General features: G+C 72.8%; 2 protein-coding genes. Both read right to left on the bottom strand.

What is annotated here, in order from left to right:
* Nucleotides 1–2: 2 nt before the first annotated feature.
* Nucleotides 3–17,573 (bottom strand): non-ribosomal peptide synthetase, encoded by a 17,571-nt coding sequence (locus tag J8N05_RS36865; RefSeq protein ID WP_210890942.1) that lies wholly within the window; start codon nt 17,571–17,573, stop codon nt 3–5.
* Nucleotides 17,573–24,097, bottom strand: a complete 6,525-nt coding sequence (locus J8N05_RS36870; RefSeq protein ID WP_210890945.1) for a non-ribosomal peptide synthetase — start codon at nt 24,095–24,097, stop codon at nt 17,573–17,575. Before J8N05_RS36870 ends, J8N05_RS36865 begins: the two co-directional genes overlap by 1 nt.
* Nucleotides 24,098–24,141 lie beyond the last annotated feature (44 nt).

Consider the following 24,141-nt stretch of genomic DNA (forward strand, 5'->3'; position numbering starts at 1 on the left):
GGTCAGTTCTCCGCAAGGTGGCGAGTGAGGATGCGGCAGATCTCGGCCGCGGGTCCTGGCTTGGCGAGGTCCATGTGCGTGGCGGCGATGTCGTACTGGTGCACGGTGCCGCCGATCAGCGGTTCCCAGTCGGCCGCGTAGGAGTCGTCCGGGTTGAGCGTCGCGTAGAAGAACAGCGCGTCGCCGTCGAACCGGGGTGAGTCGAACTCCGGGAGCCTCTCGGAATGTGCCTTGAACACGGCGCTGGCGTTCGTCACCAGTTCCTTCCGGCTGCTGTCCTCGCCCACCGAGGCGAGGAAGAACTCGTCGAAGAACGCCCGCACCTCGGCGATGTTCACCGGCTCGGTGACGCGCCGGAACCAGCTGCTGGGCGGGCTGTCCAGCAGCGCGAGCAGCGGCACCTCGTGCCCCAGTGCCCGCAGCCGGGCGGCGATCGCCTGGGCGTAGGTACCGCCCGAGGAGTGCCCGACGAGATGGAAGGGCCCGTCCGGCTGGACCGCGAGAATCTGTTCCAGATAGTCGTCGACGACCGCCTCGGTGGACTCGATCCGGAGTGATCCGTCGAAGCCGCGTGACTGGATTCCGTAGACCGGACGGTCGCCGAGCCGGTCCGCGAAGCCCAGGTAGGACCAGCACAGCCCCACCCCGGGATGGATGAACCACACGGGCGGCTCGCTGCCGCCGGCGTGCATCGGCAGCACCACCGCGAAGGGATCGGTGAAGGCGGGTGTCTCGGTGCCGGTCCGTTCCTCGATGTACTCGGCCAGCTGCAGCACGGTCGAGGAGCCGAACATCACCCGGATCGGGACCTTGATGTCGAGCAGTGCGTGGATGCGGCTGAGGAGTCGGGTGAGCCGCAGCGAGTGGCCGCCCAGGTCGAAGAAGTTGTCGTCGATGCCCACCCGGTCCAGCTCCAGCACCTCGGCGAAGAGTTCCGCCAGGGTCCTCTCCAGCGGGGTCCGGGGTGCGCGGTAGGCGACGCTGTTGAAGTCGGGGTCGGGCAGCGCGTCCCGGTCCAGCTTGCCGTTGGGGGTCAGCGGCAGCTGTTCCAGGGTGACGAAGGCCGCCGGGACCATGTACTCGGGCATGCGTTCCGAGACCTGCCGGCGCAGTTCCTCCACGGCCACCGCACCGCCCGCCGGGACGATGTACCCGATCAGCTGCTTGTCCCCCTCCTCGTTCTCCCGGGCCACCACCACCGCCCGGTCCACCGCGTCGTGCGCGGTCAGCGCGGCCTCGATCTCGCCGAGTTCGACGCGGAAGCCGCGGATCTTCACCTGGTTGTCGGTGCGGCCGTAGAAGTCCAGCTCGCCGTCGGCGGTCCAGGCGACCAGGTCTCCGGTGCGGTACATCCGCTCGCCCGGCCCGCCGAACGGGCAGGCCACGAAGCGGCTCGCGGTCAGCCCCGTCCGGTGCTGGTAGCCGCGGGTCAGGCCGGCGCCGGCGATGTACAGCTCGCCGGGCACGCCCGGGAGCACCGGTCGCAGCGCGGAGTCCAGGACATAGATGCGGGTGTTCGGGATGGGCCGGCCGATCGGTACCCGGCCGTCCCCGGTCAGTTCGCTGACGGTCACACCGACGGTGGCTTCCGTCGGCCCGTAGCCGTTGAACATCCGCCGCCCGGCCGACCAGGTGGCCGCCAGCTCCGGCGAGGTCGCCTCACCGGCCACCATCAGGGACTCCACGGAGGGCAGGGAGCCCTCCGGGAGCGCCGCCAGCACGGCCGGCGGCAGGATCGCGTGGGTCACCCGGTACTCGCCGACGGTCTCCACCAGCGGGTCGCCGGCGGTCAGCCGGTCCTTGCCGGCCATCACCAGGGTGGCCCCGGCCAGCAGTGACATGCACATCTCGCCCACCGAGACGTCGAAGCTCGGGGAGGCGAACTGGAGCACGCGGCTGCCGGAGGAGACCTTCATCCGGTCGACGATCACCGCCACCACGTTGGCGAAGCCGGTGTGGGTGACCGCCACCCCCTTGGGTCGTCCGGTGGAGCCCGAGGTGTAGATGACGTACGCCGCGTTGGCCACCGACAGTGGGCAGGAGCGGTCCGCGTCGGTCAGTGGGTCGGGGCTCGCCCCGGCCAGCTCCGCGACGAACTCCGCCTCGTCCAGGCGCAGTCGGGTGGCGGACAGCTCCGGGAGCCGGCCGTCGGTCTCCTCGTCCACCAGGATCAGGTCCGTCGCCGAGTCCTCGACCATGAAGGTGAGCCGCTCGGCCGGGTACGCCGGGTCGAGCGGCAGATAGGCGCCGCCCGCCTTCATCACCGCGAGCACCGCCACGCACCAGTCGGGCGAGCGGCGCAGCGCCACGCCGACGACCGTCTCGGGTCCGACGCCGCGCCAGGCCAGCACCCGGGCCAGCCGGTTGGCGCGGGCGTCCAGTTCCCGGTAGCTCAGCGACTCGTTCTCGAACAGCACGGCGGCGACGTCCGGCGCGGCCGACACCTGCCGCTCGAACAGCTCCGGGACGGTCCGCGCGGGGCCGGCCGCGGCGGTGTCGTTGAACTGGTCGAGCAGCTGATGCCGCTCGGCCGGGGCGAGCACGTCCGCCGCGCCGACCGGGACGTCCGGATCGGCCACCAGTTGCCGCAGCAGCCGCAGCAGCCGGGTGGCGATCAGCTGCACCGTCTCCTCGCGGATGCCGTTGCGCTGGTACTGGAGGATCATCCGCAGGTCGGGTTCGGCGTCCGCCGCCAGACCGACCAGGTACGGGGCGCCGGTGGCCGGGCGCATTCCGGTGATGGACAGCCCGGCCGCCGCGTCGGCCTCGCCCATGCCCTCCCGGTCCACCGGGAAGGACTGGAAGAGCACGATGGTGTTGAACAGGTTCGTCAGCCCGGTCTCCCGCTGGATGCGGTAGAGCCCGTAGTGGTGGTGGTCCAGCAGCGCCGTCTGCCGGTCCTGGAGGCCGCGCAGCACCTCGGTGAAGGTGTCGTGCTGCGCGTACTCCACGCGGATGGGCAGGGAGTTGACGAACAGGCCGACCATGGAGTCGATCCCGGGCACCTCCGGCGGCCGGCCGGAGACGGTGGTGCCTAGCAGCACGTCCTGCCGTCCGGTCAGCTGCCCGATCATGAGCGCCCAGATGCCCTGCACCAGGGTGCTCATGGACACCCCGAGCTCGGCGGCGCGCCGCTTCAGCGCACGGGCCGCCTCCGGCGACAGCGGGACGTCGACGGTCCCGGCCCGCTGGTCCTCGCCGGTGCCGCCCTCGAAGTCGGGTGTCAGCAGCGTGGGTTCGGTCACGCCGTCGAGTTCCTTCGCCCAGGCCCTGGCGTCCGCCTCGTCGTCCCGCCGGGCGAGCCAGCGCAGGAAGTCCTTGTACTCGGGGGCCTTGGGCAGCAGGGTGCCGTCGCCCTCGGCCGCGTACAGCTGGAGCAGGTCGCGCACCAGCATCGGGAACGACCAGCCGTCGAACAGCACATGGTGGACGGTCAGCACCAGCTCGGACCGGACCGGGCTCAGCCGGACGAGGGTGACGCGCAGCATCGGCGGCTTCTGCGGGTCGAAGTGCACATGGTGGTCCTCGGCGAGCAGCCGCTCGTACGCCTCCTCGCGTTCCGGTTCGTCGAGTCCGCTGAGGTCGACCTCGCGCCAGGGCACCTCGGCCTCGTCGACCACCAGCTGCACCAGGTCGCCCTGGACGTCGGTGATGAACGCGACGCGGAGGTTGGCGTGCCGCTCCACCAGGGCCTGGGCCGCGGCCTGCATGCGGGCCGAGTCGATCCGTCCTTGGGCGTGGAAGGAGACCTGCACCAGATGCGGGTCGAACGCGCCCTCCTCCAGCCGCATCGATTCGAACAGCACACCGAACTGGAGGGGGGCGAGCGGCCATGCGTCGGTCAGACCGGGGTACTGCCGCTCCCAGCGCTCGATCTCGCTCTGGGCCACGGTCAGCAGCGGCAGATCGGAGGGGGTGAGTCCGCCGGCGCCGGGGGCGGCGACGTGCCGGGTCAGCCCCTCCAGGGCGTCGCGCCACAGGTCTGCCAGTTCCTGGGCGTCGGCCCGGGACAGCAGTCCGGTGGGGAAGGCGATCCGGGCGCTCAGCCGCGGGCCCCGCTCCGTGTCGGTGACGTAGGCGCTGATGTCCAGGGTCGCCATCGCCGGCATGTTCGCGTCGAGGTCCGCGGTCAGTCCGAGTGCGTCGGCGGCCGGTGTCCAGCCCAGGCCGCGCAGTTGCTCCGGCATGTCGTCGGCCGAGACCCGGCCCAGATAGTTGAAGGAGATCTGCGGTGTCGGCTGCCAGTCCAGTTCGGCCGCGGTCGCCGGGTTGAGATGGCGCAGCAGACCGAAGCCGATGCCCTTGTCGGGGACGGCCAGCAGTTGCTCCTTGACGTTCTTGATCACCCGCCCGGCGGCCGGTCCGCCGGCCAGCGCGTCGTCGAGGTCGACGCCCGCGGTGTCCACCCGGACGGGGAACATGCTGGTGAACCAGCCCACGGTGCGCGACAGATCGGCGCCGGGCACGACCTGTTCCTCGCGGCCGTGTCCTTCGAGGCGGATCAGCGCCGAGGTCTCCTCGATGCCCCGGGCGGCGCGCCACTTGGCGGTGGCGACGGCCAGCGCGGACAGCAGTCCGTCGTTGACTCCGCCGTGGAACGCCGTGGGTACGGTGGTCAGCAGCGACTCGGTCAGCGGCTCCGGCAGCTCCACCGAGACGGACTCCACGGTGGACATCAGGTCCACGGCCGGGTTCAGCGCGCGTGAGCCGAGCAGCGGGTCGGGGCGCTCGACCGTGTCGAGCCAGTGCTGCAGTTCGGCGAGGCGGTCCTCCTCGTACGCCTCGTCCTGCAGGGCGTGCGCCCAGCGGCGCACCGAGGTGCCGACCTCGGGCAGGCTGGGGGTCCTGCCTGCACGGACCTGCTCCCAGGCGGCGGCGAGGTCCGGCACCAGGATGCGCCAGGACACGCCGTCGACCACGAAGTGGTGGAGGACCACCAGCAGCCGGCCGGGGACGCCGGCCTGCTCGGGGGCGAACCACACGAACTGCGCCATCACCGCGCCGACCGGGTCCAGTCGGCCGGTGGCGGCGTCGAGTTCGGACCTGGCCGTCCGCAGCCAGTCCTCGTCCCAGGTGCCGTCGCAGGCCACCGTGCGGACCAGGCTCGCGAGGTCGACGGTGCCGGCGGGGGCCACCACCAGGGCGTCGCCCTCCGGGTCCAGCCGGGAGCGCAGCACGTCGTGGCGGTCCAGGACCGCGCCGAGGGTGGCGAGCAGCCCGTCCTCGTCGATGCCGGCGGGCAGTTCCAGTGCCACCGACATGGCGAACCGGTCGTAGCCGCCGCCGAGTTCGAGCAGGTAGCGGCCTATCGGAGGCAGGGGCAGCTCGCCGACGCCGCCGCCCGCCAGTTCCGTGAGCACCGGGCCGGCGGTGAGTTCGCCGCCCGCCGCCTCGGCCAGTTCGGCGACGGTCCGCAGCTCGAAGATCTGCCGCGCGTTGACCTCGACGCCCTGGGCGCGGGCCCGGGAGACGATCTGGATGGAGCGGATGCTGTCGCCGCCGATGGCGAAGAAGTCGTCGTCGACGCCGACCCGGTCCACGCCGAGGACCTCGGCGTAGACGGCGGCCAGGACGTGTTCGGCCTCGGTACGGGGCGCGCGGTACGACTCGCCCCCGAAGTCGGGTTCGGGCAGCGCGGCGCGGTCCAGTTTGCCGTTGGGGGCGAGCGGCAGCCGGTCCAGCATGACGAAGACGGCCGGGACCATGAACTCCGGCAGCCGGCCCGCGACGAAGCGGCGCAGCTCGCGATCGGAGACACCGGCGGTCATCGGGGCCGCGAACACGCCCTGCTCGTCCACCGTGCCGCCGGAGTCGGTGCTCACCGGGACGACATAGCCGACCAGTTGCCTGCTGCCGCTCCGCTCGTGGCCTTGGTGGCTGATCACGACCGCCTGGGCGACGCCGGGGTGTGCGGTGAGGGCGGCCTCGATCTCGCCGGGTTCGATACGCAGGCCGCGGATCTTGACCTGGGCGTCACCGCGTCCGACGTACTCCAGCTGCCCGTCGGAGGTCCAGCGGGCCAGGTCCCCGGTCCGGTACATCCGCGCCCCGGCCGGACCGTACGGATCCGCCACGAAACGCTCCGCGGTCAGCGCCGCCCGCCCGTGATAACCACGCGCGACGCTCCCCGCGACGTACAACTCACCCACCACACCCACCGGCACCGGGGTCAGACCGGAGCCGAGGACATAGGTGCGCATGTTGCCCAGCGGGGCTCCGATCGGCGCGCTCCCGCCACCCGCCCACTCCTCACCGGCGGGGACCGGGAACGCCGTGGCGTAGAAACTCTCCGTCTGCCCGTAAGCGTTGACGACCCGGACGCCGGGGATGGCCTCGCGGACCCGGGTCACCAGAGCGGCCGGCAGCGCCTCGCCCGCGAACACGACGGTGTCGGCGGTGATCTTCCCCGCCACCTGGTCCAGGAGTTCGGAGAACACGGACGGCACGGTGGACACGACGCCGCCCTGCCAGCCGCCGCGCTCGGCGACCGCCAGCACGTCCCGGACGATCTCGACGGTGCCGCCCGCAGCAAGGGTCGTGAACATCTCGAACACGGACACGTCGAAATTGACCGAGGTCGCGGCCAGCATCCGGGTCCGCGCACTGACGTCCATCGTCGCGGCCAGGCGCAGCACGCCGTTGACGACATTGCCGTGGGTGACCGCGACGCCCTTCGGAGTGCCCGTCGAGCCCGACGTGTACATCACGTACGCCACGTCGTCCGGCCGCAGCGCCACCCGGACCGGGTCGTGCGGCTCATCCGGCTCGGTGAGGTCCAGGTCGTCGAGATGGAGCCGGGGGGTGTCACCGGCGGGCAGGACGTGTTCGGTGTCCCGGTCGGTCAGCAGCAGCACCGGAGCGGCATCGCCGACGATGAAGTCCAACCGCCCACTCGGATACCGCGGATCGATCGGCAGATAGGCTCCGCCCGCCTTGAGGACCCCCAGCAACGCGACCGGCAGCGAGTCGGTACGCGGCAGCGCGACACCCACCACCGACCCGGGCACCACTCCGTGCCCGGCCAGCACCGACGCGAGGACGTCGGACCGTGCGTCCAGTTCGAGATAGCTCAGCGCGTCCTCGCCGAAGACCACCGCCTTCGCCTGCGGGGTCAGGGCCGCCTGCCGTTCCACCAGGCCCGGCACGGTCACCGCGGGGGTGGGCTGCGCGGTGTCGTTGAGGCCGTACAGCACCAGCTCGCGCTCGGCAGGCTCCAGCAGTTCGGCGAGGCCCACCGGCCGCGACGGCTCGACCACCAGCTCGCGGACCAGGCGCAGATAGCGGTCCACGACCGCCTGGGCGGTGTCGTGGTCGAAGAGGTCGGAGGCGTATTCCAGGAGCCCCACCACGCCCCGGCCCGGGAGGTCCGCCATGTTGAAGAACAGATCGAACTTGGCGGTCTCGGTGCGGACCCGCTCGAACTCCACCCGCAGACCGGGCAGCGCGAAGTCCCTGCGCGCGAAGTTCTGCCAGGCGAACATCACCTGGAACAACGGCGAGTACGCCGTCGAGCGCTCCGGGTTCAGCACCTCCACCAGCCGCTCGAACGGCACGTCCTGATTGTCGTACGCGGCCAGCGACTTGCCCCGCACCTGCGCCAGCACGTCCGTGAACGACGGATTGCCCGACAGGTCGGCCCGCAGCACCCAGGTGTTGACGAAGAACCCGACCAGATCGGCCAGCGCCTCATCGGTCCGGTTCGCGATCGGCGAACCGATCGTCACGTCGTCCCCGCCGCCGAGCGCGTGGAGCAGCACCGCCAGTGCCGACTCCAGCACCATCGACGCCGTAGCACCACGCTCCCGCGCCAGGTCCTCCACCGCCGCCGTCGTCTCCGCGTCCAGCGCGAACTCGACCGCCGCGCCCCGGTGCGAGGCCACCGGCGGCCGGGGCCGGTCCGACGGCAACCGCAGCGGTTGCGGCACATCGGCCAGTTCCGCACGCCAGTAGGCGACCTGGCCGGCCAGCACACTGTCCGGGTCGGACTCCTCCCCCAGCAGTTCGGTCTGCCACAGGGTGTAGTCCACGTACTGCACCGGCAGTTCCGGCCACTGGGGGGCGGTGCCCTCCTGGCGGGCGGCGTAGGCGGTGGTCAGGTCCCGCGCGAGCGGAGCCATGGACGAGCCGTCGCTGGCGATGTGGTGGATCAGCAGCATCAGGACGTGTTCCTGTGCGCCGAGCCGCAGCAGGGTGGCCCGCAGCGGAATCTCGGTGGCAAGGTCGAACGGCTGGCCCGCGGCCTCGGCCATGGCGTCGTCGAAACCGTCGGGCGCCACGTCCACGACGGGGACCGTCAGGTGCGCCTGTGCCACCGGGAGGATCCGCTGGGACGGAATGCCCTGGTCGTCGACGGTGATGAGGGTGCGCAGGCTCTCGTGCCGTGCGACCACGTCACGCACCGCCAGCTCCAGGGCGGCCGGGTCGAGTGCGCCGGACAGCCGCAGCGGGAACGGGGCGTTGTAGGTCGCCGAGGGGCCCTCGAAGCGGTCGATGAACCACAGCCGCCGCTGCGCGTAGGACAGCGGGACGTTCTCCCCGCGGTGCTCGGCGCGCCGCAGGGGCGGCCGTACCGGCGCGCCGGCCGACAACTGCGCGGTCAGTTCCACGACCGTGGGCGACTCGAAGACCACCCGGATGGGGAGTTCGGCGCCGAGCGCCGTGCGGATGCGGCTGACGAGGCGGGTGGCGAGCAGCGAGTGGCCGCCCAGTGCGAAGAAGTCGTCGTCGATGCCCACCCGGTCAAGACCCAGCACCTCGGCGAACAGCCCGCACAGCAGCTCTTCCTGCGGGGTGCGTGGCGCCCGGCCGCCGGCGGTGCCGGTGTAGTCGGGCGCGGGCAGGGCCCGCCGGTCCAGCTTGCCGTTGACGGTCAGCGGGACCTCGGCGATGGCGATCACCGTCGAGGGCACCAGGTGGTCCGGCAGCCGGTCCTTGAGGTAGCCGCGCAGCGAGGTGACCAGGGTGCCGATCCGGCCGGCGGCGGCCGGCTCGTTGGCCAGCGTCCGGTCGGCGCGGCCGGACGGCGCGAAGCCGCCGGTGGTCACCCGGTCGGCGGCGGGGCCGCCGGGAAGGAGCACCGCGTCGAAGCACTCCGCGGCGTCCGCGGACCACGTCACCAGCGCGCCCCAGCCGTGTTCCGCGGCCCAGTCGCACACCTCCTGCGGATCCAGCGCGGGGCCGCCGCCTGCGGCGGGTTCGGGGATCAGCGAGACCGCCGCGGCGGCCTCGACCTCGGCGGCCAGCCGGGCGTTGGGGATACGGGTGACGCGCACCGGCCCGTCGCCGAGGGTGCGGCACGCGTGTTCCAGACCGGTCAGGTCGTCCACCGGGCGGCCCCACCGCACGACGGGGGCGTCGTCCAGCCGCAGCGCGTCGGCCGACGCCTTGTGCAGTACGACCTCGTACCGGTGCCGGGTCAGTTCGTTGTGGAACCGGCCGGGCTTGAGGCGGATGTCGACGCCCGCGCCCCGCCGCTCGCCCCAGCGGGCGAACCACTCGGGGTCGAGGACGAGTTCCTTCTCCATCAGCATGGCGCGGGCGACCGCGGCGCGGGTCGCCGACGCGGCGGCCTCCGGGTGGTGGGCGCGCTGCACGCCGGTCCTGAACAGTCTCAGCGAGCCGGCGTTGCGTACGTCGCCGACGAGGACCCGGCCGCCGGGTGCCAGCAGTTCCAGTGCCCGGGTGAGCACCTGGTCCAGGTAGTCGGCGTCGGGGAAGTACTGCACCACCGAGTTCAGCACCACGATGTCGAAGTGCTCGCGCGGCAGGCCCGACATGTCGTCGGCGTGCCGGTGCCGCAGGTGCACCCGGTCGGCGAACCCGGTCCGGGCGACCTGTTCACCGAGCCGTCCGATGACCGCGGACGACATGTCGGTTCCCCAGAACTCCTCGGTGCGCTCCAGGAGCTGGGACATCAGCAGGCCGGTGCCGACGCCGATCTCCAGCACCCGGCGCGGGGACCAGCGGGTGATCTGTTCCACCGCCGCGTCCCGCCACAGCGCCATCTCGTGCAGCGCGATCGGCTGCCCGGAGTAGCTGGAGTTCCAGCCGGAGAAGTCCTCGCCCCAACGCGCGTCGGAGACGGCGTACATGTCGTCGTAGATCTGCTCCCACTCGTCGACCTGCTCCTCGGCACCCGCGGTGTCGGAGGCGTCCGCGGCGGGCACCACATAGCCCACCAGGCGCCGGTCGCCGGTCCGGTCCTCGTCCCAGGTGACCACGGACTGGGCCACGCCGGGGTGGGACATCAGGGCGGCCTCGACCTCCCCGGGCTCGATGCGGAAGCCGCGGATCTTCAGTTGGGTGTCGCCGCGGCCACGGAAGGCCAGGGTGTCGTCCTCGGTCCAGACGACGATGTCGCCGGTGCGGTACATGCGTGTCCCGGGCTCGCCGAAGGGGCAGGCCACGAAGCGGTCCGAGGTCTGCGCGGCACGGTTCACATAGCCGCGGGCCAGTCCGGCACCCGCGATGTACAGCTCGCCGGGCACGCCGGGCAGCGCCGGGCGCAGTGCGGCGTCCAGCACATAGACCCGCATGTTGTCCATGGGCCGGCCGATCGGCACCGTCTCGCCGACGTCCTCGGCGGTGGGCATCGGGTGGCAGGTGGCGAACGTGGTGGTCTCGGTGGGTCCGTAACCGTCCACGATCGTGACGTCCGGGCATGCCCGCAGCACGCGCCGCGCGGCGGCCGGGGAGACCACGTCACCGCCGGTCCAGATCTCGTGCACGCCGGCGAAGCACTCCGGGTCCTCGTCGGAGATCGACTTGAACAGGCCGGCGGTCAGCCACAGCGCGGTGACCTGGTGCCGGACCAGCAGCGCGCCCAGCTCTGCCGGGCTCAGCCGGCCGGGCGGGGACACGACGACCCTGCCGCCGCCCAGCAGCGGGGCCCACAGTTCGTACGTCGCGGCGTCGAAGGACTGTGGTGAGTGCAGCAGCACCCGCTGGTGGGCGGCGCCGCGGTAGCGGCGGTCCAGGGCCAGTCCGGCCACGGCCCGGTGGGTGACCGCGACACCCTTGGGGACGCCGGTGGAGCCGGAGGTGTACATCACGTAGGCGAGCCGGTCACCGGACCCGGGCCCGGCTGGCAGGTCGGAGTCGTCCGGCGCGCGGTCCACGGCCTCCCGTGTCGCGGGATCGTCGAGGACCAGCTGCGGGCAGTCGCCCGCGGGCAGCTTCGCGGCGGTCTCCCGGTCGGTCAGGAGGACCGTGGGCCGGGCGTCGGCCAGCATGAACTCGATGCGCCCGGACGGGTAGTCGGGGTCGATCGGAAGATAGGCCCCGCCTGCCTTGAGAACGGCCAGCAGGGCGACGATCAGTTCCGTGGAACGGGGCAGGGCCAGCCCGACGACGGACTCGGACCGCACTCCGCGGTCGGCCAGCACCCGGGCCAGCCGGCCGGCCCGGGAGTTGAGTTCGCGGTAGGTCAGCTCCTCGTCGCCGAAGACCACCGCCGTCGCGTCGGGCGTGGCGGCGGCCTGTTCGGCGAACAGTTCGTGCACGGTCCGCTCGGGGACCGGTGCGCCGGTGTCGTTGAGGCCGTGCAGCAGCCGGTCCCGTTCGGCGGGCTCCAGGACGTCCAGTGCGCCGACGGGAGTGTCGGGGTCGGTCACCAGCTGCCGCAGCACAGCGGCGAACCGGGCGGCGATGCCCTCCGCCCGTTCGCGGTCGAACAGGTGGTGCTGGTACTGGAGACCGACCCGCAGGTGCGGTTCGGCGAAGGCCATCACGACCAGCGGGTAGTGCGCGCCGCTGAGCGGGCTGATGCCGGTCACCTCGATGCCGGCCGCCTGGTTGGCCTCGGTCAGGCCCACGCTGTCGATCGGGTAGGACTCGAAGCCGACCAGGGTGTCGAACAGCACGTTCAGCCCGGTGGCCTTGTGGATCTCCAGCAGCCCGTGGTGGTGATGGTCCAGCAGCGCGCTCTGCCGCTCCTGAAGGTCGGCGAGCATGCCGCGCAGGGTGTCGGCGGGGGCGCAGCGCACCCGCACGGGCAGGGTGTTGATGAACAGGCCGACCATCGAGTCGACGCCCGGCACGGCCGGCGGGCGGCCGGACACGGTGGCGCCGAAGACGACCTCCTCACGGCCGGTGAGCCTGGCGAGCAGGACGGCCCAGGTGCCCTGCACCAGCGTGTTCAGCGTCAGCCCCAGCTCGGCGGCGCGGCGCGCCAGTTCGCGCGCGGCGTCGGCGGTGAGCGGCACGTCGACCTGTCCGATGCCGGCCGGGTCGGCGCCGGACAGCGCGTCGGGGGCGAGCAGGGTGGGTTCCTCCACGCCTGACAGCTCGGCGGACCAGGCGCGGGCCGCCGCCGCACGGTCCTGCCCGTTCAGCCATTCCAGGAATTCGCGGAAGCCGTGGGCCCGGGGCAGCGCGGAGGCGTCGCCGCCGGATGCGTACAGCCGCAACAGGTCCTTCATCAGCAGCGGCACCGACCAGCCGTCGAACAGGACGTGGTGCGCGGTGAAGACCAGTTCCCAGCGTTCCTCGGCGGTCTTCAGCAGGCTCATCCGTACCAGCGGCGCGGTGGCGAGGTCGAAGTGGTCGTCGTGGTCGTCGGCCAGGAACTGCTTGAGGGTCTCCTCACGGATGTCCTCGCCGAGGGTGCTGAGGTCGGCCTCGTGCCAGGGCAGCTCGACCCGTTCCGGCACCAGCTGCACCCGGTCCCCGGCGGCGTCCTGGACGAACGCGGCCCGAAGGTTCGGGTAGCGGTCCAGCAGCGCCTGCCCGGCCGCCCGCATCCGGTCGGCGTCCACGTCGCCGGAGAGGTGGAACACCAGCTGCATCTGATAGGCGTCGAAGGTCGATCCCGCGAGCTGCGCGTGGAACAGCAGCCCGGACTGCATGGTGGTCAGCGGCCACACGTCGGCCAGGTCCGGGAGGCGCCGCTCCCAGGTCTCCAGCTCGCCCTGTGTCACGGGTACCAGCGGCACGTCGGAGGGGGTGAGCCCGCCGGCGCCGGGGGCGGCGGCGTGCCGGGCGAGGGCTTCCAGGGCCTCGCACCACAGGTCGGCCAGTTCCCGTACGTCGTCCTCGGCGAGGATGCCCGAGGCGAAGCCGAGACGGGCGGCGAGCCGCGGGCCCTGCGGGGTGTCGGTCACCAGTGCGTTGACGTCCAGCACGGACAGGGCGGGCATGGCGGGGTCGGGTTCCGCGACCAGTTCCGCGGTGCCCTCGGCCTGCGTCCAGCCGAGACCGCGCAGGTTCTCCGGCATGTCCGAAGCCGCGTACCGGCCCAGGTAGTTGAAGCCGATCTGGCCGGTCGGGTACCGGCGCAGGACGTCGGCGGTCTCGGGGTTGAGGTAGCGGAGCAGGCCGTAGCCGACGCCCTTGTCGGGAACGGCGAGGAGCTGTTCCTTGACGGCCTTGAGTGCGGCTCCGGCGGCGGCGCCGCCGGCGAAGGCCTCGTCCAGGTCCGCTCCGGCGATGTCCAGGCGGACGGGGAACATGCTGGTGAACCAGCCCACGGTGCGGGACAGATCGGCGCCGGGGGCGACGGTCTCCTCACGGCCGTGTCCTTCGAGGCGGACCAGCGCCGAGGACTCCTCGGTGCCCCGGGCGCGGCGCCAGCGCGCCACCGCGAGGGCGAGGGCGGTGAGCAGCCCGTCGTTGACGCCGGTGCGGAACGCCGCGGGCACGGTGGTCAGCATCGCCTCCGTCACGGCTGCGGGCAGCCGGACCCAGACATGGGCCACGGTGGAGACGACGTCGGTCACCGGGTCGAGCCGCCGGTCGCCGAGCAGCGGATCGGGGCCGTCCACGGTCGCGCGCCAGGCGTCCAGCTCGGCGACCCGCTGCGGGTCGGCCGCCTCGTCGGTGAGGGCGTGGGCCCAGCGGCGTGCGGAGGTGGTCACCGGAGCGAGTACGGGCGTGGTGCCCTGTTCGACCTGTTGCCAGGCGGCGGCGAGGTCCGGGAGCAGGATGCGCCAGGACACGCCGTCCACCACGAAGTGGTGCAGCACGATCACCAGCCGGCCGGGGGTGCCTGTCCGTTCGGGGTCGAACCAGATGAACTGCGCCATCACTCCGGCGGCCGGGTCCAGCCGGGCGGTGGCGGCGTCCAGCTCGTCCCGGGCGGAGCGCTGCCAGTCCTCGTCCCAGGTGCCGTCGCAGGCGACCTGGTGGATGAGGTCCGAGGCGTCGACGCCGCCTGCCGGGGTCACCTCCAGGGCGCCGCCGTTCCGGCGGTCGAGACGGGAGCGCAGCAGGTCGTGGCGGTCCAGGAGCGCGGTCAGTGTCGCGCTCAGGGCCCGGTGGTCGATGCCGTCCGGCAGGTCGACGGTCATCGACATGGCGAACCGGTCGATGCCGCCGCCGAGTTCGAGCAGGTACCTGCCGACCGGCAGCAGGGGCATCCGGCCCACGCCGCCGCCGTCGAGCTCCGCCAGGACGGATTCGACGCCCTGCCCGTCGCCGGACCCCGCCAGGTGCGCCAGTTCGGCGACGGTGCGGCATTCGAATATCTGGCGGGGGGTGACCTCGATGCCCTGGGCGCGGGCCCGGGAGACGACCTGGATGGAGCGGATGCTGTCGCCGCCGATGGCGAAGAAGTCGTCGTCGACGCCGACCCGGTCGGCGCCGAGGACCTCGGCGTAGACGGCGGTCAGGATCTCTTCCGCAGGCGTGCGCGGGGCCCGGTAGGCCTGGCCGGTGAACTCGGGGGCGGGCAGGGCGGCGCGGTCGAGCTTGCCGTTGGGGGCGAGCGGCAGCCGGTCCAGTACGACGAAGGTGGCCGGGACCATGAACTCCGGCAGCCGGCCCGCGACGAAGCGGCGCAGCTCACGGACGGACAGTCCGGTCGTCAGGTCCACGTCCAGCTCGCTCAGGCTCTCCACGGTGCCGAAGCCGCTGGCGTCCGCGTCCACCGGGACGACGTGACCGACCAGTTGTCTGCTGCCGTCGGGACCGTCGTGGACGGTGACGGCGGCGTGGGTGATGCCGGGGTGTGCGGTGAGGGCGGCCTCGATCTCGCCGGGTTCGATACGCAGGCCGCGGATCTTGACCTGGGCGTCACCGCGTCCGACGTACTCCAGCTGCCCGTCGGAGGTCCAGCGGGCCAGGTCCCCGGTCCGGTACATCCGCGCCCCGGCCGGACCGTACGGATCGGCCACGAAACGCTCCGCGGTCAGCGCCGCCCGCCCGTGATAACCACGCGCGACGCTCCCCGCGACGTACAACTCACCCACCACACCCACCGGCACCGGCCCCAGACCGGAGCCGAGGACATAGGTGCGCATGTTGCCCAGCGGCGCCCCGATGGGCGCGCTGGAGGCACCGGCCCATTCCTGGTCGGCGGGGATCGGGAACGCCGTGGCGTAGAAGCTCTCGGTCTGCCCGTAGGCGTTGACGACCCGGACGCCGGGGATGGCCTCGCGGACCCGGGTCACCAGAGCGGCGGGCAGCGCCTCGCCCGCGAACACGACGGTGTCGGCGGTGATCTTCCCCGCCACCTGGTCGAGGAGTTCGGAGAACACGGACGGCACGGTGGACACGACGCCGCCCTGCCAGTCCCCGCGCTCGGCGATCACCAGCACGTCGCGGGCGATCTCGACCGTGCCGCCCGCGGCAAGGGTCGTGAAGACCTCGAAGACGGACACGTCGAAGTTGACCGAGGTCGCGGCGAGCATCCGGGTGTGCGCGCCGATGTCCATCGTGGTGGCCAGGCGCAGCACGCCGTTGACGACATTGCCGTGGGTGACCGCGACGCCCTTCGGGGTGCCCGTCGAGCCGGACGTGTACATCACGTACGCCACGTCGTCCGGCCGCAGGGTGACCCGGACCGGGTCGTGCGGCTCATCCGGCTCGGTGAGGTCGAGGGAGTCGAGGTGGAGCCGGGGGGTGTCTCCGGCGGGCAGGACGTGTTCGGTGTCCCGGTCGGTCAGCAGCAGCACCGGAGCGGCATCGCCGACGATGAAGTCCAGCCGCCCACTCGGATACCGCGGATCGATCGGCAGATAGGCTCCGCCCGCCTTGAGGACGGCCAGCAGCGCGACCGGCAGCATCGCGGTACGCGGCAGTGCGAGACCGACGAGCGCGCCCGGACCCACCCCGTGCGCAGCCAGCACCGACGCGAGTGCGTCGGACCGGTCGCCCAGCTCCCGGTACGTCAGTGTCGTCCCGTCGCACTCCACCGCGACCGCGTCCGGAGCCTCCGCGACCCGGCGCGCCACCAACTCCGGTACGGACACGCGCGGTGTCGGCTCGTCGGTGGCGTTGAAGCCGCGCAGCACCAGCTCCCGCTGCGCGTCGTCCAGCGCCTGGACGGCGGCCACCGGGCGGGCCGGGTCCTCGACCAGCGCACGGATCACCCGCACGTACCCGTCCGCGATGCGCTGCGCGGTCGCCGCGTCGAACAGATCGGTCGCGTACTCCAGGTAGCACAGCAGCCCCGGCTTCGCCGGATCCGAGAAGTAGTTGAACTCCAGATCGAACTTCGCCGTCGGCGTCGACAGGACCTCGAACCGCGCCGCCAGACCCGGCATGTCCACATCGATCCAGGCATCGTTCTCCCAGGTGAACATCACCTGGAACAACGGGTGGTACGCCGTCGACCGCTCCGGGTTCAGCATCTCCACCAGACGCTCGAAGGGCGCGTCCTGATTGTCGTACGCCGCGAGCGCCTTCGCCTGCACGCGCTCCAGAACGTCCACGAACGACGGACGCCCCGACAGATCCGCGCGCAGCACCCACGTGTTGACGAAGAACCCCACCAGGTCGACCAGTTCGTCGTCCGTACGCCCGGCGATGGTCGACCCGATCGGTATGTCCTCGCCCGCCCCGAACTGCTGCAACGCCACCGCCAGCGCGGCCTGCATCACCATGGGGACCGTCACGTCCCGGTCGCGCGCCAGCGACTCCACGCGCCCCAGCAGACCGCCGTCCACCGCGAACTCGACCATGCTGCCCCGATGCGAGGCCACCGGCGGGCGCGGGCGGTCCGCCGGAAGCCGCACCGGCTGCGGGACTCCGGCCAGCTCATCGCGCCAGTGGGCCACCTGACCCGACAGCACACTCTGCGCATCGGACTCGTCCCCGAGCACCTCGCGCTGCCACATCGTGTAGTCGACGTACTGCACCGGGAGATCGGCCCATCCCGGAGCGGCACCCCGCGCCCGCGCCGAGTACGCAGCCCCCAGGTCCCGTGCCAACGGTCCCATCGACTCGCCGTCGGCGGCTATGTGGTGGACCAGCAGCAGCAGTACGTGTTCGTGCGCGCCCACTCGCAACAGCCGCGCGCGCAACGGGATCTCCGCCGAGAGATCGAAGAGATGCGCCGCGGCCATCTCCGCGAGGGTGTCGTCGAGCCGGTCCGGGGCGACCTCGGTCACCGGCAGGTCGACCGTCGCCTCGGCGACCGGCACGACCTGCTGGAACGCCACGCCCTGTGCGTCCTCGACGACCAGGGTGCGCAGGCTCTCGTGCCGCGTCACCACGTCACGTACGGCCGATTCGAGGGCCACCACGTCGAGTTCGCCGGAGAGCCGCATGACGAACGGCACGTTGTAGGTCGCCGAGGGGCCCTCGAAGCGGTCGATAAACCAAAGGCGACGCTGCGCGAAGGACAACGGGATCATTACTGTCCACTCCTGTTCATCTTGCGCAGACGGGGCCGGCTCGACCTCGTCGCGTTCTTTACGGTGCGCGACAGTTCGGCGATGGTGCGGAACTGGAAGATGTCTCTGATCGGCACGTTCACGCCGAGTGTTTTCCTGATGCGGCTGGTGAGCCGGGTGGCGGTGATCGAGTTGCCGCCTAGTTCGAAGAAGTCGTCGCCGATACCGACCCGCTCCAGCTCCAGGACCTCCGCCATCAGCGAGCAGAGCGCCTCCTCCTCCGGTGTCCTCGGAGGCCGGTACACATGGCCGCCGGAGTCCGGGGCGGGCAGGGCCGCCCGGTCCAGGCGGCCGTCGGGTCTGCGCGGCAGCCGGTCCAGCTCCACCAGGGCGGCGGGCACAAGAGGGTGCGGCAGCCGTTCGGCGAGGAGGCCGGCGAGCTTGTCGGTGCCCACGGCCCCGTCGGACGCGTCCGCGCCCCCGGGCACCACGTAGGCCACCAGCTGCGGGGTTCCGCCGGCGCGCCGGTCCTCGCCGGACACCACCACCGCCTCCGCCACACCGGGCTGTGCGGCCAACAGGGCCTGGATCGTGTCCGGTTCGACGCGTACGCCGTGGACCGTGGCCTGGGAGTCGTACCGGCCGATGTGTTCGAGCCTGCCGTCGGCCGTGCGCCGGGCCAGATCGCCGGTGCGGTACATCCGGGAGCCGGGCGGACCGTAGGGGTCGGCGACGAACCGTTCAGCGGTCGGGCCGGTCCGGTTCCGGTAGCCGCGGGCCACCGTGGGGCCGGCGACATACACCTCCCCGACCGCGCCCGGCGGTACCGGCGTGAGTCCCGTGCTCAGCACGTGGAGCCGGGCGCGGGCCAGCGGTGTGCCGAAGGCGGCGGCCGGCCGGCCGGGCCGGGTGTCCTCGCCGGCTGTGATGTGGGCGGCGACGTAGCCGGTCTCGCTCAGGCCGTACGCGCCGACCAGCCGGGCGCCGGGGACCGTCTCCCGGATGCGCTGCGCCAGTGCGGCTGTCGGTGCTTCACCGGTGAACACCACGGTGTCCACGGCGATGTCGCCGGTCGTGCGGTCCAGCAGCGCGGCGAACGCCGAGGGGACGGTGCTGACGACGTCGCCGCGCCAGCCCTTCTCCTCGCCCGGCGTGCCGGGGGCCGCGGCGAGTTCGACGGTGCCGCCCGCGCACAGCGTCGCGAAGACCTCGAACACGGTGGCCTCGAAGGCGGCGGGCGCGCCGGCCAGCAGGCGTGCGCCGTCCGGGGCGCCGAGGCACGCGGCCAGCCCGGCCACCCCGGCTGCGAGGTTGCCGTGGGTGAGCTCCACACCACGCGGGCCGCCGGGATGTCCGGAGGTGACCGTCACCAGTGCCAGGTGGTCCGGGTGCGGCGGCGCGACGCGGTCCGCGTCGCCCGGGTCGGCCGTGTCGCCCTGGTCAGGGTCCGTTCCGACGGGGGTGATCTCGTCGAGGCCCAGGTGCGGCGGTCCGTCGCCGGGCGGGGCGCCGGAGGCGGTGGCGGTGGCGGTGGCGGTGGCGGTGAGGAGCAGGTCCGGGGCGGCCTCGGCGACGAGGTGGCGCCGGTACTCCCCCGGGTCGTCCGGGTTCAGCGCGAGGTAGCCGCCGCCGGCCTTCAGCACGGCCAGCAGCGCGGTCACCATGGCGGCCGAGCGGGGCAGGGCCGCCGCCACCACGGCGTCGGGTCCGATGCCGCGCCCGATCAGCGTGCGCGCCAGCCGGTTCGCCCGGGAGTTCAGCTCGCGGTAGGTCAGGGACTCCTCTCCGGACACCACGGCCGTGGTGTCCGGGGAGGCGGCGGCGCGGCGTTCGAAGAGCGCGACGACGGTCCCGGTCTCCTGGGCGGTCTCCTCGGTGGCGGTCCGCTCACCGAGCAGGTGCTCGCGTTCGGCGGACGTCAGGATGTCGACGGTGCCCACCGTGCGCCCTGGGTCGGCCGCGAGGTCGCCCAGGATCCGTCCGTAGCGGCCGGCGATCGCGGTCGCCGCCGTGTGGTCGAGCGCCTGCTGCTGGTACTGCACGGTCAGCCGCAGCCGGTCGGAGTCCAGGAAGACGAGCACCGTCACCGGATAGTGGCTCGCGGTGAAGGAGCGGATGCCGGTGATCGATATCCCGGCCGCCCGGTTGGCCTCGACGATTCCGGCACGGTCCATCGGGAAGGACTCGAAGCCGATGATGGTGTCGAACAGCCGGTCGAGGCCGACGGCCTGGTGGATGTCACTGAGCCCGTAGTGATGGTGATCCAGCAGAGCGGCCTGCCGGTCCTGGAGGCCGGTCAGCAGCTCGGCGAAGGTGCTGGCGGGAGTGCACCGCACCCGTACGGGGAGGGTGTTGAGGAAGGTGCCGACGACCGAGTCGACGCCCGGCACGGCGGGCGGCCGACCGGCGACGGTGGAGGCGAACAGCACGTCCTGGCGTCCGGTGAGCCGGCCCAGCAGGAGACCCCAGGCCGCCTGCACCACCGTGTTGAGGGTGACACCCAGTTCGGCGGCCCGGCGTACCAGGCTCCGGGCGTCGTCCGCCGACAGCGGTACGTCGACCTTGCCGGTGCCGGCGCCCGCGGCGGCCTCCGCACCCGGGACCAGCAGGGTGGGCTCGTCGATCCCCTCCAGTTCGGCGGTCCACACCCGGGCCGACTCCGCGGGGTCCCGCCGGGCGCTCCAGGCCAGGAAGTCCCGGTGGCTTCGCGCCGGCGGCAGCACGGAGGGGTCGCCGCCGGAGCCGTACAGCCGCAGCAGGTCCTGGACCAGCAGCGGCACCGACCAGCCGTCGAACAGCACATGGTGGGCGGTCAGGACGAGTTCGGCCCGCTCGGGGCCGGTGCCGACCAGGGTCATCCGCAGCAGCGGCGGGGCGGCGGGGTCGAAGTGGGCCCGGAGGTCGTCCGCCAGCACCCGTTCGAAGGCCGCGGTGCGCGCGTCCTCGTCCAGCCCCGTCAGGTCGACGGTCGCCCAGGGCAGTTCGGCACTCTCCAGGACCAGTTGGACGAGGTCACCGCCGGCGTCCGTCGGATAGGCGGTGCGCAGGCTCGGATGACGGTTCAGGAGCGTCTGTCCGGCCGCCCGCAGCCGGTCGGCGTCGACCCGCCCGGACAGATGCAGCGCGTACTGGACCTGGTAGGCGTCGAACTCGGAGTCGTTGAGCATGGAATGGAACAGCAGCCCCGCCTGGAGCGGGGTCAGCGGCCAGGCGTCGGTCAGCCCCGGGTACTGCCGCTGCCAGGCGTCGAGGTCGCTCTGCCGTGCGTGCACCAGCGGCACGTCCGAGGGGGTCAGACCGCCGGCGCCGGGGGCGGTGGCGTGCCGGGCGAGGCCCTTGAGCGCGGCGCACCACAGCTGCGCCAGCTCCGCCACCTCGGCCGGGTCGAGCACGCCCTCCGGGGCGGTGAACCGGGCGGACAGCCGGGGCCCTTCGGGGGTGTCGGTGACCGTGGCGTTGATGTCGAGCTCGGCGGGCGCGGGCATCCGCGGGTCCTGGGCGGCGTCGAGTTCGGCGAGTTCGGCCACGTCGGTGACCTGGGTGAAGCCGAGCCCGCGGAACTCCTCGGGCATGTCGGCGGCCGAGAAGCGGCCCAGATAGTTGAAGCCGATCTGGCCGATGGGGTGGGCGCGCAGGGCCTCGGCGGTGTCCGGGTTGAGGAAGCGCAGCAGACCGTAGCCGATGCCCTTGTCGGGGACGGCCCGGAGCTGCTCCTTGACGGTCTTGATGACGGTCCCGGCGGCGGGCCCGCCGGCGAAGGCGTCGGCCAGGTCCACGCCCGCCAGGTCCAGACGTACCGGGAAGACGCTGGTGAACCAGCCCACGGTGCGGGTCAGATCGGCGCCGGGCGCGACGCTCTCCTCACGGCCGTGGCCCTCCATGCGGATCAGCGCGGACGGTTCGTCGACGCCGCGGTCCTGGCGCCAGCGGGCGACCGCCAGGGCGAGTGCGGCGAGCAGGCCGTCGTTGACCCCGCCGTGGTAGGCGGCCGGCACCGTGCCGAGCAGTGCCTCGGTGACCGGCACGGGCAGCTCGACGCGGGTCTCGCGGACGGTGGAGACCACATCGACGGCGGGGTCGAGGCGCCGGGTGCCGAGCACCGGGTCGGGGCCGGTGACGATCGACTGCCACAGCTCCAGCTCCGCCGTGCGGTGCGGGCGGGCGGCCTCCTCCGCCAGGGCGTGCGTCCACCGCCTCACCGAGGTCGCGACCGGCCGCAGCCGGGGGGTGGCACCGTCGCGGACGGCCTGCCAGGCCGCGGCGAGGTCGGGCATCAGGATCCGCCAGGACACACCATCGACCACCAGGTGGTGCAGCACGACGAGCAGTCGGCCGGGACCCTCCGCGGCGTCGAACCAGACGAACTGCGCGACCGTGCCGGCGGCGGGGGCGAGGCGTTCCGCGGCGGCGTCCAGCTCGCCGAGCAGCATCTCGCGCCAGGGCTCGTGCTCCCACCGCCCGTCGCAGGCCACCCGGCGGAGCAGCCCGTCCGGGTCGACCGTGCCGGGCGGGGCCACCAGCAGGCCGGTGCCGCCGGTCGGGTCGCCGGTCTCCCCGTCCGGCTTCGGTGCCAGGCGGCAGCGGAGCAGGTCGTGGCGGTCCAGTACGGCGCCGAGGGTGGCGGTCAGCCGGGAGCGGTCCATGCCGGCCGGCAGTTCCAGCACCATCGCCTGCAGGAACCGGTCGAAACCCGGCCCCCAATCGCGGATCCAGCTCGCCACCGGAAGCAGTGGCATCCAGCCGGTGCCGTCACCGTCCGGCTCGGCGAGCACCGGTTGGGCGTCGGACCGTCCGCGTGTCTCGGAGATCGCGGCCAGCGCCGCGACGGTGCGGTGCTCGAAGACGTCCCGCGTGCCGACGTCCACACCCTGGGCGCGGCCCCGGGAGACCACCTGGATCGACTGGATGCTGTCGCCGCCCAGCGCGAAGAAGTCGTCGTCGACACCGACCCGCTCCACACCGAGGACCTCGGCGAACAGTCCCGCGAGGATCTCCTCCCGCGCCGTGCCCGGTGCGCGGTACACGCCGCCCTTGAACTCCGGTGCGGGCAACGCGGCCTTGTCCAGTTTGCCGTTGGGGTTGAGCGGCAGCGCGTCGAGCACCACGAAGGCCGCCGGAACCATGACGTCCGGCAGTCGCCGCGCCACGAAACCGCGCAGCTCGCCGGCGGTGAAGCCGGAGTCGAACGAGACGGCGCCGTACGCGGTGCCGCCGGTCACCGTGTGGTCGCCGGATCGGACCGGGACCACATAACCCACCAGTTGCCTGGTGCCTGCCGTCCGTCCCTCGACACCGACCACGGCGGCCTGGGCGACGCCGGGATGGGCGGTCAGGACCGCCTCGACCTCGCGCGGTTCGACGCGGATGCCGCGGATCTTCACCTGGCTGTCGGCGCGGCCGTGGAACACCAGGTCGCCGCCCGGAGTGCGCTCCACCAGGTCTCCGGTGCGGTACATGCGCTCCCCGGCCCCGCCGAACGGGCAGGCCACGAAGCGCACGGCGGACAGGTCCGGCCGGCCGAGATAGCCGCGGGCCAACGAGGCACCGGACACGTACAGTTCACCGACCACACCGGTGCCGACGGGCCGCAGGCCGTCGTCCAGCACATGGACGCGGCTGTCGGTGACGGCCCCGCCGATCGACGGCATCGTGCCGTCACCGGGCAGCGGTTCGCTCATGGTGGCGCAGACGGTCGTCTCGGTCGGTCCGTAGGCGTTGATCATGCGGCGGCCGGGTGCCCAGGTCTCGGCCAGCTCCGGAGAGGTGGCGTCGCCGGCGACGACCAGGGTCCGTACGGTGCGCAGCGAGCCCGCGGGGATCGCGGCGAGCACCGGCGGGGGCAGGGTCACATGAGTGACGCGGTGCCGTTCGATCGTGTCGGCGACCGGGCTGCCCGGGGCCAGTTCGTCGCTGTCGGCGACCACCAGGGTGGCGCCGGACAGCAGGCCCATGCACATCTCCCAGACCGAGGCGTCGAAGCTCGGCGAGGCGAACTGGAGCACCCGGCTGCCGGCGGTCACCTTCAACCGGTCCTGGTGCACGGCGAGAAGGCTCGCCAGCCCGTTGTGGGTGACCACCACACCCTTGGGGCGTCCGGTGGAGCCGGAGGTGTAGATGACGTACGCGGCACGGGCCGCCCCGGGCAGGACGGGCACGGTGTCGGCCGGCGGGTGGGTCTCGTCGGTCAGTTCGGCGACGCGGAGCACGGGGGCGGGCAGTTCCGGCAGCCGCTCGGCGGTGTCCGCGTCGGCCAGGATCAGACGGGCCGCGGAGTCCTCGACCATGAAGGCGAGCCGCTCGGCGGGGTGCGCCAGGTCCAGCGGCAGATAGGCGCCGCCCGCCTTGAGCACCGCCAGGACCGTCACCCACAGCTCGGGGGACCGCCGCAGCGATACGCCCACCACCGACTCCGGTCCCACGCCCCGGGCGGTCAGCGCCCGGGCCAGCAGGCCCGACCGCTCGTCCAGCTCGCGGTACGTCAGGGACTGTTCACCGGACACCAGGGCGGGCGCGTCCGGCGCCGCCGCGACGCGGCGCTCGAACAATTCGGGAATCGTCGCCACCGGTACCGCCGGGCTCCGGGGATTAC

Origin of the sequence: Streptomyces liliiviolaceus (assembly GCF_018070025.1) — a bacterium.
GTDB lineage: Bacteria > Actinomycetota > Actinomycetes > Streptomycetales > Streptomycetaceae > Streptomyces > Streptomyces liliiviolaceus.

Coding starts and splice junctions, on each gene's coding strand:
- J8N05_RS36865 (WP_210890942.1), bottom strand. CDS start 17,573: ATGATCCCGTTGTCCTTCGCGCAGCGTCGCCTTTGGTTTATCGACCGC.